This window comes from Vibrio spartinae (assembly GCF_024347135.1).
Lineage (GTDB): Bacteria > Pseudomonadota > Gammaproteobacteria > Enterobacterales > Vibrionaceae > Vibrio > Vibrio spartinae.
Genome location: NZ_AP024907.1, coordinates 751,107 through 768,687, shown reverse-complemented (window position 1 = coordinate 768,687; position 17,581 = coordinate 751,107). Strand labels below are relative to the sequence as shown.

Annotated in this window: 10 protein-coding genes, 2 tRNA genes and 2 rRNA genes; 7 read left to right on the top strand and 7 right to left on the bottom strand. The window is 45.5% G+C overall.

From position 1 onward, the window contains the following. Positions 1-34: 34 nt before the first annotated feature. The 7 genes from OCU60_RS03465 to rluD form a co-directional block, all read right to left on the bottom strand. Positions 35-2,925: ribosomal RNA gene (locus OCU60_RS03465) — 23S ribosomal RNA — on the bottom strand. 300 nt (positions 2,926-3,225) lie between these two features. Further along, positions 3,226-3,301: transfer RNA gene (locus OCU60_RS03460), tRNA-Ala, on the bottom strand. Positions 3,302-3,392: 91 nt separating this feature from the next. Then, positions 3,393-3,469, bottom strand: a tRNA-Ile gene (locus OCU60_RS03455). Positions 3,470-3,530: 61 nt separating this feature from the next. Next, positions 3,531-5,072: ribosomal RNA gene (locus tag OCU60_RS03450) — 16S ribosomal RNA — on the bottom strand. Together the 16S and 23S rRNA genes with 2 tRNA genes alongside form the textbook arrangement of a ribosomal RNA operon. Positions 5,073-5,658: 586 nt before the next feature. Beyond that, a complete protein-coding gene (gene clpB, locus OCU60_RS03445; protein ID WP_074372885.1) occupies positions 5,659-8,232 on the bottom strand; it encodes an ATP-dependent chaperone ClpB in 2,574 nt (857 codons plus the stop codon). Positions 8,233-8,341: 109 nt separating this feature from the next. Beyond that, complete coding sequence (pgeF, locus tag OCU60_RS03440) at positions 8,342-9,061, bottom strand: peptidoglycan editing factor PgeF (RefSeq protein ID WP_074372884.1); 720 nt, start codon at positions 9,059-9,061, stop codon at positions 8,342-8,344. Beyond that, the gene (gene rluD / locus OCU60_RS03435) at positions 9,058-10,038 is read right to left on the bottom strand and encodes a 23S rRNA pseudouridine(1911/1915/1917) synthase RluD (RefSeq protein ID WP_074372883.1); all 981 of its coding nucleotides are present in this window, start codon (positions 10,036-10,038) and stop codon (positions 9,058-9,060) included. The genes pgeF and rluD overlap by 4 nt, the downstream gene beginning before the upstream one ends. Positions 10,039-10,189: 151 nt before the next feature. Here rluD and bamD point away from each other — a divergent pair, with 151 nt between their 5' ends. The 7 genes from bamD (at position 10,190) to OCU60_RS03400 (ending at position 17,562) form a co-directional block, all read left to right on the top strand. Next, positions 10,190-10,918, top strand: coding sequence for an outer membrane protein assembly factor BamD (gene bamD / locus OCU60_RS03430; protein WP_074372882.1), 729 nt, complete (start codon positions 10,190-10,192; stop codon positions 10,916-10,918). A gap of 386 nt (positions 10,919-11,304) precedes the next feature. Beyond that, on the top strand, positions 11,305-11,634 hold the full coding sequence (hpf, locus tag OCU60_RS03425; RefSeq protein WP_074372881.1) for a ribosome hibernation-promoting factor, HPF/YfiA family: 330 nt from the start codon (positions 11,305-11,307) through the stop codon (positions 11,632-11,634). A gap of 225 nt (positions 11,635-11,859) precedes the next feature. Next, positions 11,860-13,035 (top strand): prephenate dehydratase, encoded by a 1,176-nt coding sequence (gene pheA, locus OCU60_RS03420; protein WP_074372880.1) that lies wholly within the window; start codon positions 11,860-11,862, stop codon positions 13,033-13,035. A gap of 173 nt (positions 13,036-13,208) precedes the next feature. Beyond that, positions 13,209-14,258, top strand: a complete 1,050-nt coding sequence (locus OCU60_RS03415; protein WP_074372906.1) for a polyamine ABC transporter substrate-binding protein — start codon at positions 13,209-13,211, stop codon at positions 14,256-14,258. Continuing rightward, positions 14,242-16,566 carry a putative bifunctional diguanylate cyclase/phosphodiesterase gene (locus tag OCU60_RS03410; protein WP_074372879.1) on the top strand — a complete coding sequence of 775 codons (2,325 nt, stop codon included), beginning with the start codon at positions 14,242-14,244 and terminating at the stop codon, positions 16,564-16,566. The genes OCU60_RS03415 and OCU60_RS03410 overlap by 17 nt, the downstream gene beginning before the upstream one ends. Continuing rightward, entirely contained in the window at positions 16,566-17,114 is a 549-nt protein-coding gene (gene yjjX, locus OCU60_RS03405) for an inosine/xanthosine triphosphatase (RefSeq protein WP_370738677.1), read from the top strand. The genes OCU60_RS03410 and yjjX overlap by 1 nt, the downstream gene beginning before the upstream one ends. 67 nt (positions 17,115-17,181) lie before the next feature. Then, positions 17,182-17,562 (top strand): hypothetical protein, encoded by a 381-nt coding sequence (locus OCU60_RS03400; protein ID WP_074372877.1) that lies wholly within the window; start codon positions 17,182-17,184, stop codon positions 17,560-17,562. Positions 17,563-17,581: the final 19 nt, after the last annotated feature.

The following is a 17,581-nucleotide window of genomic DNA, read 5'->3' as shown; positions in this document are numbered from 1 at the left end:
GTCTCTAAGAGTCCTAAAACCCCTTCGGTGTTGTATGGTTAAGTCTCACGGGCAATTAGTACAGGTTAGCTCAACGCCTCACAGCGCTTACACACCCTGCCTATCAACGTTCTAGTCTCGAACAACCCTTTAGGACGCTTTAAGCGCCAGGGAGAACTCATCTCAAGGCTCGCTTCCCGCTTAGATGCTTTCAGCGGTTATCGATCCCGAACTTAGCTACCGGGCAATGCGATTGGCATCACAACCCGAACACCAGTGGTTCGTCCACTCCGGTCCTCTCGTACTAGGAGCAGCCCCTTTCAATTCTCCAACGCCCACGGCAGATAGGGACCGAACTGTCTCACGACGTTCTAAACCCAGCTCGCGTACCACTTTAAATGGCGAACAGCCATACCCTTGGGACCGACTTCAGCCCCAGGATGTGATGAGCCGACATCGAGGTGCCAAACACCGCCGTCGATATGAACTCTTGGGCGGTATCAGCCTGTTATCCCCGGAGTACCTTTTATCCGTTGAGCGATGGCCCTTCCATTCAGAACCACCGGATCACTATGACCTGCTTTCGCACCTGCTCGAATTGTCATTCTCGCAGTTAAGCGGGCTTATGCCATTGCACTAACCACACGATGTCCAACCGTGTTTAGCCCACCTTCGTGCTCCTCCGTTACTCTTTGGGAGGAGACCGCCCCAGTCAAACTACCCACCAGGCACTGTCCTCGACCCGGATAACGGGCCAAAGTTAGAACATCAAAACTACAAGGGTGGTATTTCAAGGATGGCTCCACACAATCTAGCGACTGCGCTTCAAAGCCTCCCACCTATCCTACACATGTAGGTTCAATGTTCAGTGCCAAGCTGTAGTAAAGGTTCACGGGGTCTTTCCGTCTAGCCGCGGGTACACTGCATCTTCACAGCGATTTCAATTTCACTGAGTCTCGGGTGGAGACAGCGTGGCCATCATTACGCCATTCGTGCAGGTCGGAACTTACCCGACAAGGAATTTCGCTACCTTAGGACCGTTATAGTTACGGCCGCCGTTTACCGGGGCTTCGATCAAGAGCTTCGACCGAAGTCTAACCCCATCAATTAACCTTCCGGCACCGGGCAGGCGTCACACCGTATACGTCATCTTACGATTTTGCACAGTGCTGTGTTTTTAATAAACAGTTGCAGCCACCTGGTATCTGCGACTCCCAACAGCTCCATCCGCAAGGGACTTCACCGTCAAGAGCGTACCTTCTCCCGAAGTTACGGTACCATTTTGCCTAGTTCCTTCACCCGAGTTCTCTCAAGCGCCTTGGTATTCTCTACCCGACCACCTGTGTCGGTTTGGGGTACGATTTCTTGTGAACTGAAGCTTAGAGGCTTTTCCCGGAAGCATGGCATCAATGACTTCACATCCGTAGATGCTCGACATCGTGTCTCAGCCTAACGCAGAGCCGGATTTACCTAACTCTACAGCCTACGCACTTGAACCTGGACGACCGTCGCCAGGCCCACCTAGCCTTCTCCGTCCCCCCATCGCATTCACAACAAGTACGGGAATATTAACCCGTTTCCCATCGACTACGCCTTTCGGCCTCGCCTTAGGGGTCGACTTACCCTGCCCCGATTAACGTTGGACAGGAACCCTTGGTCTTCCGGCGAGGGAGTTTTTCACTCCCTTTATCGTTACTCATGTCAGCATTCGCACTTCTGATACCTCCAGCAGACTTTACAATCCACCTTCAACGGCTTACAGAACGCTCCCCTACCCAATACTCTCACGAGCATTGCCGCAGCTTCGGTTTACAGCTTAGCCCCGTTACATCTTCCGCGCAGGCCGACTCGACTAGTGAGCTATTACGCTTTCTTTAAATGATGGCTGCTTCTAAGCCAACATCCTAGCTGTCTGAGCCTTCCCACATCGTTTCCCACTTAGCTGTAATTTGGGACCTTAGCTGGCGGTCTGGGTTGTTTCCCTCTCCACGACGGACGTTAGCACCCGCCGTGTGTCTCCCGGATAGTACTTACTGGTATTCGGAGTTTGCAAAGGGTTGGTAAGTCGGGATGACCCCCTAGCCTTAACAGTGCTCTACCCCCAGTAGTATTCGTCCGAGGCGCTACCTAAATAGCTTTCGGGGAGAACCAGCTATCTCCGGGTTTGATTGGCCTTTCACCCCTAGCCACAAGTCATCCGCTAATTTTTCAACATTAGTCGGTTCGGTCCTCCAGTTGATGTTACTCAACCTTCAACCTGCCCATGGCTAGATCACCCGGTTTCGGGTCTATATCCAGCGACTGAACGCGCAGTTAACACTCGCTTTCGCTACGGCTCCCCTAATCGGTTAACCTCGCCACTGAATATAAGTCGCTGACCCATTATACAAAAGGTACGCAGTCACCCCACAAAGGAGGCTCCTACTGCTTGTACGTACACGGTTTCAGGTTCTATTTCACTCCCCTCACAGGGGTTCTTTTCGCCTTTCCCTCACGGTACTGGTTCACTATCGGTCAGTCAGGAGTATTTAGCCTTGGAGGATGGTCCCCCCATGTTCAGACAGGATATCACGTGTCCCGCCTTACTCGTTTTCACCTAAACAGCGCCTTCGGTTACGGGGCTATCACCCTCTATTGCGTGCCTTTCCAGACACTTCACCTAACGCTGCAAAAGCTTAAGGGCTACTCCGATTTCGCTCGCCGCTACTCTCGGAATCTCGGTTGATTTCTTTTCCTCGGGGTACTTAGATGTTTCAGTTCTCCCGGTTCGCCTCATCAGGCTATGTATTCACCTGATGATAACTGCTGCTGCAGATGGGTTTCCCCATTCGGAAATCGCAGACTCAAGTGGTTTTTACTACCTCATCTACGCTTATCGCAAGTTAATACGTCCTTCATCGCCTCTGACTGCCAAGGCATCCACCGTGTACGCTTAGTCACTTAACCATACAACCCGAAGAAGTTTCGAGTGGCATTATCAGTAACCAAGGTGTCTCTCATTGATTTACATGAGCGAGAGACTGGTTTTGCCGGACTCAATTGAATGACACAGTAAACTGTGCATTTCCAAGAACACTTGATTGTGTTGGTCTTTCTCTTTCGAGAAAGTATTGAGAACTTTTACAAATAATCGTCTGTTTCCAATGAAACACACATTATTTTGTCAGCTTTCCAAATTGTTAAAGAGCAAAGATTTTGTTTCTCACAAAACCATCTTTAAAGATTCTTATCAAAAACCCTTAAAGATGGTGGAGCTATGCGGGATCGAACCGCAGACCTCCTGCGTGCAAGGCAGGCGCTCTCCCAGCTGAGCTATAGCCCCATCGTGTAGTCAATTTTTCTTATTCAAGCCACATTGTGAACAAGCATAGTTGACTATGCGATGAACAATGTAACGCCGAAGAAGGAAAATTTGGTGGGTCTGAGTGGACTTGAACCACCGACCTCTCGCTTATCAGGCGAACGCTCTAACCACCTGAGCTACAGACCCAAACTCTCTTTGCTTATAAACCAAATCAATCTGTGTGGACACTCATCTCAATATCTATTCGTAAGGAGGTGATCCAGCGCCAGGTTCCCCTAGCGCTACCTTGTTACGACTTCACCCCAGTCATGAACCACAAAGTGGCAAGCGTCCTCCCGAAGGTTAAACTACCTGCTTCTTTTGCAGCCCACTCCCATGGTGTGACGGGCGGTGTGTACAAGGCCCGGGAACGTATTCACCGTGACATTCTGATTCACGATTACTAGCGATTCCGACTTCATGGAGTCGAGTTGCAGACTCCAATCCGGACTACGACGTACTTTTTGGGATTCGCTCACTTTCGCAAGTTGGCTGCCCTCTGTATACGCCATTGTAGCACGTGTGTAGCCCTACTCGTAAGGGCCATGATGACTTGACGTCGTCCCCACCTTCCTCCGGTTTATCACCGGCAGTCTCCCTGAAGTTCCCACCCGAAGTGCTGGCAATCAAGGATAAGGGTTGCGCTCGTTGCGGGACTTAACCCAACATTTCACAACACGAGCTGACGACAGCCATGCAGCACCTGTCTCAGAGCTCCCGAAGGCACACCAGAATCTCTTCCGGCTTCTCTGGATGTCAAGAGTAGGTAAGGTTCTTCGCGTTGCATCGAATTAAACCACATGCTCCACCGCTTGTGCGGGCCCCCGTCAATTCATTTGAGTTTTAATCTTGCGACCGTACTCCCCAGGCGGTCTACTTAACGCGTTAGCTCCGAAAGCCACTCCTCAAGGGAACAACCTCCAAGTAGACATCGTTTACGGCGTGGACTACCAGGGTATCTAATCCTGTTTGCTCCCCACGCTTTCGCATCTGAGTGTCAGTATCTGTCCAGGGGGCCGCCTTCGCCACCGGTATTCCTTCAGATCTCTACGCATTTCACCGCTACACCTGAAATTCTACCCCCCTCTACAGTACTCTAGCCTCCCAGTTTCAAATGCAACTCCGGGGTTAAGCCCCGGGCTTTCACATCTGACTTAAAAGACCACCTGCATGCGCTTTACGCCCAGTAATTCCGATTAACGCTCGCACCCTCCGTATTACCGCGGCTGCTGGCACGGAGTTAGCCGGTGCTTCTTCTGCAGCTAACGTCAAAAGGCAGCTCTATTAAAACTACCCCCTTCCTCACTGCTGAAAGTACTTTACAACCCGAAGGCCTTCTTCATACACGCGGCATGGCTGCATCAGGCTTGCGCCCATTGTGCAATATTCCCCACTGCTGCCTCCCGTAGGAGTCTGGACCGTGTCTCAGTTCCAGTGTGGCTGATCATCCTCTCAGACCAGCTAGAGATCGTCGCCTTGGTGAGCCCTTACCCCACCAACTAGCTAATCCCACCTGGGCATATCCTGACGCGAGAGGCCCGAAGGTCCCCCTCTTTGGTCCGTAGACGTCATGCGGTATTAGCCATCGTTTCCAATGGTTATCCCCCACATCAGGGCAATTTCCCAGGCTTTACTCACCCGTCCGCCGCTCGTCAGCAAAAGAGCAAGCTCTTTCCTGTTACCGCTCGACTTGCATGTGTTAGGCCTGCCGCCAGCGTTCAATCTGAGCCATGATCAAACTCTTCAATTAAAAGTTTTTTTGACACTTGCGTGTCGGCTCAATGAATACTGCTTTTCGTCTCCGCTTTTTAAAAAAGCAGAAGCAAAAAGTTACATTACATAAGTAATGCTGAATTGACTGTGCTCTCGTCAGATAACAGTAAACTGCTTTCCAACTTGATATTGGTCACTCGGTTCATTGATAAAATCTTATTTGATATTTATCGACGAGTGCCCACACAGATTGATTGGTCTATATTGTTAAAGAGCTTGGCTCCGAAGCGCTTTGTTAGCACTTGAAGCGGACGGACATTTTAGCGAGATAAATCTTTGTGTCAAACACTTTTTTATTCTCTTTTTTTGAGCACTTAAAACTCAAAATCCGTCATCGAATCGCGACTGAGTCCCGAGACAACGAGGCGCATTATATGGCGTTAATTGAACTTAGCAATAGCAAAAGCTATAAATTCTTTCTTTTTCCGTCTAACCGATTAAATATCAATCGAAGCGATTAATTTTTTAGCGCTTTTATTCGAGTTATCACATATTTTCACATGACCACCTACCAAAAAGAGGTGTCATCAGACACCTCTTTTGTGATTTCAATCCAACCATCTCTACTGTGACATTACAATCTGACTATCTTCTACTGACAGACGAATCGGAATCCCAGGTAGTAGCTCCCCACTAAGAATTAATTTCGCCAGTGGGTTTTCTACGGATTGCTGTATGGCGCGTTTGAGTGGTCTCGCACCATAAACAGGGTCATAACCAACTTGAGCAATCAATTCTAATGCGACCTCTTCTACGTCAAGGTCATAATCTTTTTCCTGCATCCGTTGACGCAAATGCTCAATCTGAATCGATGCAATCGACTTAATTTGTCCTTTACCCAATGGATGAAATACCACACATTCATCAATCCGGTTGAGGAATTCTGGACGGAAATGTTTACTGACAACATCCATCACTTGCTCTTTCATTGTTTCATAATTCAGTTCTTTAAAATGTTCCTGAATATGTGAAGAACCTAAATTAGAAGTCATGATCACAACGGTATTGCGAAAATCGACCGTTCTCCCCTGTCCGTCGGTTAATCGACCATCATCCAAAACCTGAAGCAGAATATTGAAAACGTCAGAGTGCGCTTTTTCAACCTCATCCAATAAAATGACAGAGTAAGGCTTTCTGCGGACTGCTTCTGTCAGATATCCACCTTCTTCATATCCGACATAGCCGGGAGGCGCGCCAACCAAACGAGCCACGGAGTGCTTCTCCATAAATTCAGACATATCGATTCGAACCATCGCATCATCGCTGTCGAACATAAAGTTAGCGAGTGTTTTACACAGTTCTGTTTTACCAACCCCGGTTGGCCCCAAGAATAAGAATGAACCAATTGGTCGATTGGGATCAGATAAACCTGCCCGACTACGGCGGATCGCATTAGATACCACCTCAACAGCTTCCCCTTGTCCAATGACCCGTTTATGCAACGCATCTTCCATACGTAGCAGTTTTTCTTTTTCAGCTTCAAGCATTTTTGAAACTGGAATACCGGTTTGCTTTGACAAAACATCTGCAATTTCCGCATCTGTTACTTTATTCTTCAGTAATGTCATTTCCTGCATTTCGGCTTGAGTCGCGAGATCCAACTGCTTTTCTAACTCGGGTATTCGGCCATACTGAAGTTCCGACATCCGGTTCAGATCAGTTGCTCTGCGAGCGACTTCAAGATCCAAGCGGGCCTGTTCAAGTTCAGCTTTGATGTGCTGAGTACCAGAAAGAGCGGCTTTTTCAGCATTCCAGATCTCTTCTAGCTCGGCATATTCCCGCTCTTTCTCTTGCAATTCATCATTGAGAATATTCAGTCGTTTCTCACTGGCATCATCATGCTCATTACTAAGCGCCTGTTGCTCTATTTTTAGCTGTACAATTTTGCGTTCTAGTTTATCCAACGCTTCTGGTTTTGAATCGATTTGCAGACGGATGCTGGAAGCCGCTTCATCAATTAAATCAATCGCTTTATCGGGAAGTTGCCGATCCGAAATATATCGGTGAGAGAGACTCGCCGCCGATACAATCGCCGGGTCAGTAATCTCGACGTGATGATGGAGCTCATAACGCTCTTTCAGACCGCGCAAAATCGCAACCGTATCCTCAACACTCGGCTCTGAGACCAATACTTTCTGGAAACGACGTTCAAGCGCGGCATCTTTTTCAATATACTGCCGGTATTCATCCAAGGTGGTGGCACCAACACAGTGAAGTTCTCCTCTGGCTAATGCCGGTTTCAACATGTTACCTGCATCCATAGAACCTTCACCTTTACCAGCGCCGACCATGGTATGCAGCTCATCAATGAACAGAATGACATTCCCTTCTTCTTTAGCGAGCTCATTCAGGACAGACTTCAAACGCTCTTCAAACTCACCCCGATATTTCGCACCGGCGACCAATGCCCCCATATCAAGGGAAAGCACCCGACGTCCGCGAAGCCCTTCCGGTACCTCACTGTTAATGATCCGCTGCGCTAATCCTTCAACAATGGCGGTTTTACCCACACCGGGTTCACCGATGATCACTGGATTATTCTTAGTCCGGCGTTGAAGAACCTGAATCGTCCGTCGGATCTCATCATCACGGCCAATGACAGGATCTAATTTCCCCTGTTCTGCACGCTCAGTCAGATCTATCGTGTATTTTTCAAGTGCTTGACGTAGTTCTTCCGCATTCGGATCATTAACTTTCTGTCCTCCGCGAATTTTATCTATTGCGTCGGAGACTTTTTTCTCAGTTAAACCGATTTCTTTCAGTAGTTTTCCGAGAGGCCCTTTGTCTTCTATCGCCGCTAAAAGAAAAATTTCGGAAGAGATATAAGTATCTTGTCGTTTCTGGGCAACCTTGTCACACATGTTCAAGACTGTCCCCATGGTATTGGACAATTGAACTTCACCACCAATACCACTCACTTTAGGGAGTCGATCAAGCATTTCTCCAAGTTTGGATCGTAAATGCATGACATCTACATCCAGCATGGTTAGTAGTGGCCGGATAGGACTGCCATTTTGATCGAGCAAAGCGACCATCAAATGAACGGGCTCTATATATTGATGATCACGCCCGAGTGCGAGTGACTGGGCATCAGAAATAGCAATTTGAAATTTACTGGTAAATCGATCAAGACGCATATCTATCTCCTGCTTGCTTCGGAGCAATAAAATTCCACTGTTAGAAAAATGGATACGCCTGATCGTTTTTTCAAGGGGGAGCGATCAAATCACCACCATAAAAAGATGGTTATTTGATCCAAATAAATGAAGCTTGTCTGCCCGTCACACCATCCCGTCGAAAAGAAAAAAAGTTGTGACTATCACTGTATGTACATAAACCACTGACGGAAACATGTTCAACCCCAACTCGGTGCAGTCGTTGTTGCGCCAGTTTCACTAAATCCGCGGACCACTTTCCATCTTGCAGGCGTGGTTCAAACGCTTGTTCAGCCATTGGATCGACCCGGGTGAACGCAGCGACCACATCATCACCGACCTCAAAAGCAGCTTTACTGATTGCAGGCCCCAGCCATACCATCACTTCCCCAGAGAAACAGGCGACGGCCTTTTCAATAATACCGTGAGCTAATCCTCGCCAGCCGGCATGAACCGCAGCAACCTCAGTCCCTGACGAATTCGTCATCAGAATGGGCAGACAGTCTGCGGTCATCACCGCACAAACAATTCCCGGTGTCCGGGTAAAAATCCCATCTGCATCCAGCACATCAGTGGTTGGCTGATGAATGGGAAGCACTTGTGTTGAATGGGTTTGATTCATCCATACCGGTGCCGAAGGCATGTCAGCATAGGCGATCATCCGTTGACGGTTTTCTGCAACATGTTCCGTAGCATCACCGACATGCATTCCCAAGTTAAGACTGTGATATTCCCCGGTGGAAACACCGCGTTGGCGTGTCGAAGACACCGCACGAATATTTTGAGGAAGCTGCCAGTCAGGGATGATCATGATGAATACTCATCTTTCCCATATGTGTTGATATCGTCACGTAATGCTTCAGTCAGAATCACCATGTCTTCAGGAACTGGGGCATGGAATTCCAGCACTTCTCCTGTAATTGGATGCTCAAACCGCAACATTACCGCGTGGAGCGCCTGACGATCAAAGTTTCTGATCAACGATACAACCTCATCATCTGCACCTTTCGGAATTTTGACTCGCCCGCCATAAGCAATGTCTCCCAATAACGGGTGCTGAATCGATGCCATATGCACACGAATTTGGTGAGTTCGTCCGGTTTCCAACCGCAATCTAATCCGTGTGTGCTCACGGAAATGTTCTGCCACCCGATAATGCGTCACGGCTGGTTTTCCCATCGGTGATACGGCCATCAATGTTCGTTTGGTCGAATGCCGACCAATCGGTTGATCAACCAAACCACCAGCGGTCATTGTTCCGATTGCAATCGCTTCATATTCTCGGGTAATTTTTCGTTTCTGAAGCGCCCGGACCAAACGAGTTTGAGCCGGAACGGTCTTTGCAACCACCATCAGGCCGGTCGTATCTTTGTCCAGACGATGGACAATCCCTGCTCTTGGCACTTCCGCAATTTGTGGGTAATGATGCAGTAATGCATTCAGTACCGTGCCATCGGGTGTCCCGGCACCGGGATGAACCACAAAGTCACGGGGTTTATTGATCACCAGAATATCATCATCTTCATAGACGATATCCAACGCAATATCCTGAGGAAGCCAGCGCTCTTCATCTTCCAGTTCAGCGTGAAGAACAATGTCTTCACCCCCCATCACTCTCTGACGAGGTTTGATTACCACTTCACCATCGACAACTACTTTGCCGGCAAGTAACCATTCTTTAAGACGAGAACGGGAAAAATCAGAAAACAGTTCGGCAATCGCCTGATCGAGGCGTTGTCCTAACTGACTATCTCTTACGGTACTCTTTAATTCAATCTGCTGAGCCATATCGAACTTTTTAAAAAACAAGGAGACTAATAGTCCCTAGTATGGATAAAATGATGCACTATTGTATCTGTTACCACAGAGAAAGTAACGTAACCTTTTACAAAGAGAACTTTCACTGAACTATTTTGAATTAAAGGAAGCCACTTCTGACATGAAATATCAAGCTTTATCAGGTCTACTTGCGCTGACACTTCTAGCGGGATGCTCCAGCAGTGAACACGTTGTTCCCGATATCCCTCCTTCACAGCTCTATTCAGAAGCCAAAGTCTCTTTGCAAAATGGTAACTGGACCAATGCAATTGAAAAATTGGAAGCAATGGACTCACGTTATCCGTTCGGTGCGTATTCAAAACAGGTCCAGCTTGATCTGATCTACGCTTATTATAAAAGTGATCAGCTCGCCATGAGTCTGGCAACGATTGATCGCTTTATGCGTTTGAATCCAACGCACGATAAAATCGATTGGGTACTGTATATGCGAGGCCTAACCAACATCGCCCAAGATAACAACTTTATGCAGGATCTGTTTAATATTGATCGTTCGGATCGCGATCCTGAACCGGCGAAAGAAGCTTTTGCCGATTTTAAAAAATTACTTGAGCGCTACCCGAATAGTCCTTATGCCAAAGATGCTCATCAACGCCTTTTTGCGCTAAAGAACAGATTGGCTAATTATGACTTGGCGACGGCAGATTTTTATTTGAGAAGAGAAGCATGGATCGCAGCAATCAAACGTTGTCAGGAACTACAGAAAACGTTCCCGAATACTGAAGCAGCAAGAAAGTCATTACAGATACAATTGAAAGCCTACCAACAGCTAGGATTAACTGACGCGGTAAAACGAACGCAGACACTTATCAAATTAAACCCCACCAAATAAACATGCGTGAATGAAACAAACTGACACGGATTGCTCTTCCTCATTTTTGGAGGAGCAATTCATTTATTTGGAAATCCGTTTTTTGGAAAGAAGATACGAATTGACTGAGCAGCCGATTTGATGACTTTTTAACTGACCGCTTTTTATCAAGCTGAAAAAAACCACTAAAAAACAAATATTTTTCAGTTCAACCTTCCTCTAATCTAACGTGACGTAAAATATTCTCAACCCTTTTCTCACTTTCTCGCAATGACTCTTTGCGACAGATCACGTTTGATTCGACGTCAGAATTCATCGCCCATTTAAGTGACGCGCGTCACATTTTTTCCATATTAAATAGGTAACCTGAAGATAATCCAGATGGGATAGCTACAGAGGAATCACCTATGAATGTAAACATTATCGGTAAAAATATTGAAGTCACCTCTGCAATCCGCGAGCATATCGAAGGGAAAATCAAAAAACTGGAAAAATGGCAAGTTGATATCATTGGCTGTCAAACCACGTTCCAAGAAGAACCGGATAAGAAGAAAAAATTCGAAGCTGTTATTTCGATTCCCAAAGGACAACTCGTTGCCTCGGCCACACACGAAGATCTCTATATCGCTGTGAATGAAGTCGAACAGAAACTAGAACGTCAGCTCAATAAACTGAGACACAAACCAGAAGCCAAACGTACTGATAAAGATAAAATTGACCCACCGACAACCTTGTAAAAAAGAAATAATTGATCATATAAAACAGCGCTGATTCAGCGCTGTTTTTTTGCTTGACGCCTTATGACACCTTGCTTATTGTGTGACTAATTACGATTTTCGATTTTAGATTCATCCGATGAATCAGCGCTGAGACTCTGAATCAAATGACAATCATTGCGCATATAAAATAACAAATAGAGACCTCCTCTCCGTACGGAGGTCTTTTCTTATGAGGATATATTAATGACGTCTCAGAAGTACTCTTTGCAGGATATTCGCTTAAGACTGAACGAGTTAGACGATCAGTTACTTCAATTACTTTCAGAACGCCGCAAATTGAGCATTGAAGTTGCAAAAAGCAAGGTGGAAACAGCCAAACCCGTGCGTGATGCTGACAGAGAACAACAATTACTGGTGAAATTGATTAATAATGGCAAAGAAAAATACCAGTTAGATACTCCCTATATCACCAAAGTTTTTTATACCATCATTGAAGATTCAGTATTACTCCAACAAAACTATTTACAAAATTTAGCCAACCCAGTGCACAGAAAACCAACATCTCGCGTCGCTTTTCTGGGGGCGAAAGGCTCCTATTCACACTTGGCAACGCGTGAATATTTTAGTCGGAAAAACGTCGAACTGATTGAGATGAATAGCGAGCAATTCAAAGACGTGACCAAAGCGGTTGAGTCAGGCCATGCAGATTACGGTGTACTACCGATAGAAAATACCAGCTCAGGGTCAATTAACGAAGTGTATGATCTGCTCCAGCGCACCACATTATATATTGTCGGGGAATTAACCTTACCGATAGAACATTGCCTGTTGGCAACACAAGACATTCCTCTGGAAGAGATTCAAGTCCTTTACTCCCATCCACAACCCCTACAACAGTGCAGTGAGTTTTTAGGCTATATGCGTCATGCCACGCTCGAATCTTGCATCAGTACAGCGGATGCCATGCAGAAAGTCAAAGAGATGAATCGTCATGATGTTGTCGCGATCGGGAATGCCTCCAGCGGAAAACTGTACGGGTTACAACCGATCAAAACCAATATTGCCAATCAAACCGAGAACTATACCCGATTTATTATTGTGGCTCGCAAACCGGTCGAAGTTTCCTTACAGATCCCCGCAAAAACAACGCTCATTATGGCAACATCCCAAGAAGCCGGAGCTCTGGTTTCAACCCTTCAGGTGTTGCAAACGCTGGGAATTAATATGACCAAATTAGAGTCGAGACCGGTGATGGGAAATCCTTGGGAAGAAATGTTCTATGTTGACTTAGCCGCACATTTAGCGTCTCCCGAAATGCAGAAAGCCTTGGAAGAGCTGACTCATTTAACCAAATACCTCAAAGTGCTGGGATGTTACCCGATTGAAAATGTAAAACCGACCCGAGTGGAACAATATTGAGAAATTGATGATTTCCCGCCATGGTCAAGCTGACAATGCGACATCGACAACATAGAATGAATCTCCTCACTCAAACATAGTCTTTTGTCGTATTGTTATCTTAGATACAGGATAAAGTAGCCAATAGCGCTTATCTTTAGGATCGGCATACGTCAGGTTCAAACGTATAAATGATGGTTAAAAAACTGGTTAGAATACTGATTATTACCCTTGCAGCTTTTCCCTTAACAGCCACGGCTTCAGAACTTAATATTTATCTATGGGAAGATACACTATCAACACATGTCATATCACAATGGAGCAAATATTTTAATATCCCTTTACATCTATTCCATTTTGATAATGATGATGAACGCAGCCTTCTTATGCTGAAAAGTTTTCAACTTCCTTTTGATATTATTGTTTTAGATAATGTCTCTGCCCAAATTTTTGCCCGGCAGGATGCATTTGAAGACTTGTCATCGCTAAAAAACCGTCAATATATAGATCCGCGTTGGAATCAAGTTTGCGGGACACACGCCATCCCTTATTTTTGGGGAAGTGTTGGTATTGTCTATAGAGAAAATAAATTACCTTCACCACCGCGTACATGGTCTGAATTTATGAATCCACCACCAACGGTCAAAGGACACATCGGCATGATACAAGACAGTGTCGAAACATTATTACCTTTCTTATATGCACAGCACTTATCCCCAATAACAGATTCTTTACCTGAGTTGAGAGCCGCTTATCATGCGATGGAACGTTTCAATGCCAATATCATCACTTATGAATATGCACTCAGCTACGTGAGAAGCCATCACAAAGATAATGACAATCTTTACATGGCATTAGGATATAGTGGCGATCAATACTCACTCAATCGATATTTTAATAATAACAACTGGAAATTTATCACACCTGCCGGTCCAATATTTATTTGGGTAGATTGTATGGCAATCAATAGTAATTCAGAAAATAAAAAGGCGGCCAAAGACTTCCTGAATTATCTGATGCAGCCGGATATCGCGGCTCAAAATGCGCTGGATATCGGTGCAGCGACACCCAATATGGCAGCACTCAAACGACTTCCGGCAAGTTTTACTCATGATGAGAGTATATTTCCCCCCATCGGGGATATGAAGCACATCATCATTGATACGGAACTTTCACCCTTGAATTTAAATATCCGCTCAAAAATAATCAATAGTTTAATTAATCAGCATGAAGCTCAGCCATAGAATATTATTACTCATCGCACCAGTTGTTTTATTGAGTGCCGCAGCATCAAATTACATTATTTATGTAACGCAAAAAGATGCCCTCATAAAACGAACCGATAGCTACCTACAGCTCAACATGGAAAAGTTAGCCGGCTATTATCGTCAGACGAATACGCTGGTGAGTAGTTATGCCTACACATTGGCTAAAAGCGATATTATTCGCCACTATATTCACCATGAACAGAATCCGTTTCGGCAACTTGAACTGATTGATAATCTGAATGATACCATTTATGCACTTCAGCCCAAGCAGCAACAGTTTATCGCATTATCGATTTTGGACAGTCAGCATAAGGTTCTTTACTATGCCGACACCAGTCATGATCCTTTTGCCCAGATGGATCCCAAACTTCTAAAAAACACCGAGCAAGTTTACCAGCAGACCAAAAAGCCCACTTATGTTGGCTATACTGAAGATTCATCAGGAGAAGGTGTCTTAATTCGTTATAATGTTTTAGATACAAAAACACTGCAAACACCGCTGAGTTATAACCAGAATGAAATCTTTTTTGTGCTTGTCTATGCAACGCTTGATCGCTTCAACCATCTGAAAAAGGTCCTCGAGTACGATAATCAAACTGCCATTTTTTTCACTCAGCAACCTTCAGAAAATCAATCGGCCCAAAAGGAAGACCTGATTCAAACCGTTGAACTTCAGTCCGACAGGTTCGCAACGCTGGCTCCGGCACCATTGATTCTGGTCCAACAGCTCAATACGATTCAGAAAGAGTTAATCTTAGCGTTTAATATCTCTGCATTTTTTACCGTTGTCCTGTTATTGCTGCTGTTGTACCGGCATGTCATCAACCCAATCACCCGGCTGGATCACCAACTTCAGGAGGTAGAAAATAATCAGCGCAAAAATATTGAAGTCCTGTCGAGTAATGATGAAATCGGACGCTTATCATCACGCTTTTATGTCATGTATACCGAACTGGAAAAGACCTATCAGCAAACCAAGTTATTAGCAGAAAACGACCACCTCACCAATCTGGCGAACCGCCATCAGTTTCAACGTCACGCGAAAGCCATTCTGGCTCAGACTCACACACATGTCTGGGCACTCTATATTGATTTAGACAACTTTAAATACGTCAATGATAAGTATGGGCATCAAATCGGGGACTCATTGCTGATTAATTTTGCCAATCATATCGAAACAATGTGTCAGGACTTTAATCAAACCTATCACGCGCATTGTCTGGCTGCGCGGCTTTCCGGAGATGAATTTGCCATTCTTCTTCAATCACCGACTCAACAACCTGAAATTGCAGATAGGTTTGCACAAAAACTATTAGAACCAATACAAAACCGGATTCATTCACCAATAGGACACTTTCCGATTACTGCCAGTATCGGGATTGCGACCTTCCCGGAAGACGGTCAACATATAGAGAAACTTCTTTCCAATGCCGATACTGCAATGTATCAGGCAAAAAATGCAGGTAAAAACCAGATCGCGCACTACTCAAAAGCACTCGATAAAATTGTCCAGCGCCGGGCAAACATCGAGCGAGCGTTGAGAAACAGCGCTTTCGATCATGAATTTAGCTTGGTCTATCAACCTTATTTCACCGGCTCCGGGAGAAGAATTGCTGGATTTGAAATCTTACTGCGCTGGGAATCTGTTTCGTTGGGTGAGGTTTCTCCTGACGAGTTCATTCCTATTGCAGAGCAAACCGGATTATTTGGTGATATCGACCGCTGGGTTATCCATAAAGCCTTTGCTGAGTTCGCAACGCTTCAAGATATTCAGGATGAACCGAAAAAAATCGCAATCAACCTGTCATCCGCAGAGCTGAACTCATTACAACTCGCAGAATATATCGAAGCGCTTGCGCACACTTATCAGATTCCAGTCCATTTGGTAGAGTTTGAAATTACTGAAACATTCGCAGCTGAATCTCAGGGCTTTCCGCTATTACACCAATTATCGAAACTCGGATTTGGTCTGACGATCGATGACTTTGGCTCAGGATACACATCGATTTCTCAGTTAGTTCAATATCCTGTACAAAAAATAAAATTAGATCGCCATTTTCTTGATACTTTAATAGCCACCCAAAAACATCTGGTGGTGAAGCCATTAATTGACCTGTGTCACTCTCAGGATATGGAAGTCACCGCTGAAGGGATCGAAACAGAAAGCATGTATCAATGGCTACAGACATACCAATGTGATTATTTACAGGGCTATTACTTCGGTAAACCACTATCAATCGCAGAACTGACGACACTTACAGAACAATCAAAAGGAACACCATGATGACCCGAATTATTGTCGCATCGCTCAACCCAGTAAAAATCAAAGCGGTAGAGAATGCCTTTCAGGAAGTATTTCCAACCGTTGAGGCAGAAGTGATTGGTATATCCGTTCCCAGTCATGTGGCTGAGCAACCCATGAGTGATTCAGAAACACGTTTAGGCGCATTGAACCGCATAGCCAACGCCCGAAAGCGTGCCCCAGACGCTGATTTCTATGTGGGTCTGGAAGCCGGTGTAGAAGGACAATTTACTTACGCATGGATGATCGTTGAATCAGGACAAAAAAGAGGGGAATCACGCTCTTCAAGTCTGCCGCTTCCCCCTGACGTGGTCACGCAATTAAATACCGGAACCGAACTCGGTAGCATTATGGACGATCTGTTTCAGACCACGAATATCAAACAACAGGGCGGTGCTATCGGTTTACTCACCAACCATCTGCTCACTCGCGGCTCTGTTTATCATCAGGCTCTGATTCTGGCGCTTGTTCCTTTTGCCAATCCAACACTTTATCCTGACAACTTGCCTCTCGCACCGAATGGCGGCTGATGGGTAGCGTAAACTTGCATTTGTCACATTATAATGATAATAATTATCATTATAATGTGAGGTAACTATGCATCGAGAAGAGAACTTATATAACGCTTTTTTCAAAGCTCAGGACCGGTTCATTCAACATCACCAAACACCGGGGTTCGAGCCTGAGATTATTCAGGAATATATTCAAAGTGGCCTGCTACTCGCATCATTTTACCGTCCCGAGACACATGATGAAAACACGCTACTCTATGAATTGTTTCTCCGGCAGGTATTCTTTCATCTTCTGGACGCAATTCAAGATCCCATATACAGCCGCATTTTCCGCCGAATCTGTCTTGATTCGATCCACATTCCACTCCTCACGCTCAAACGTTACTACCGTCAGTTAAATGATGGCGATGTTAAACTGATGGCGTTACAACAACAATTAAGCAGTATTCAGACCATACTCGACTAATCAAATATAGGAGCGCACT

What these genes read in the sequence shown, in the direction of transcription:
- clpB (WP_074372885.1), bottom strand. Translation starts at nt 8,232, where the DNA reads ATGCGTCTTGATCGATTTACCAGTAAATTTCAAATTGCTATTTCTGAT.
- pgeF (WP_074372884.1), bottom strand. Translation starts at nt 9,061, where the DNA reads ATGATCATCCCTGACTGGCAGCTTCCTCAAAATATTCGTGCGGTGTCT.
- rluD (WP_074372883.1), bottom strand. Translation starts at nt 10,038, where the DNA reads ATGGCTCAGCAGATTGAATTAAAGAGTACCGTAAGAGATAGTCAGTTA.
- bamD (WP_074372882.1), top strand. Translation starts at nt 10,190, where the DNA reads ATGAAATATCAAGCTTTATCAGGTCTACTTGCGCTGACACTTCTAGCG.
- hpf (WP_074372881.1), top strand. Translation starts at nt 11,305, where the DNA reads ATGAATGTAAACATTATCGGTAAAAATATTGAAGTCACCTCTGCAATC.
- pheA (WP_074372880.1), top strand. Translation starts at nt 11,860, where the DNA reads ATGACGTCTCAGAAGTACTCTTTGCAGGATATTCGCTTAAGACTGAAC.
- OCU60_RS03415 (WP_074372906.1), top strand. Translation starts at nt 13,209, where the DNA reads ATGGTTAAAAAACTGGTTAGAATACTGATTATTACCCTTGCAGCTTTT.
- OCU60_RS03410 (WP_074372879.1), top strand. Translation starts at nt 14,242, where the DNA reads ATGAAGCTCAGCCATAGAATATTATTACTCATCGCACCAGTTGTTTTA.
- yjjX (WP_370738677.1), top strand. Translation starts at nt 16,566, where the DNA reads ATGACCCGAATTATTGTCGCATCGCTCAACCCAGTAAAAATCAAAGCG.
- OCU60_RS03400 (WP_074372877.1), top strand. Translation starts at nt 17,182, where the DNA reads ATGCATCGAGAAGAGAACTTATATAACGCTTTTTTCAAAGCTCAGGAC.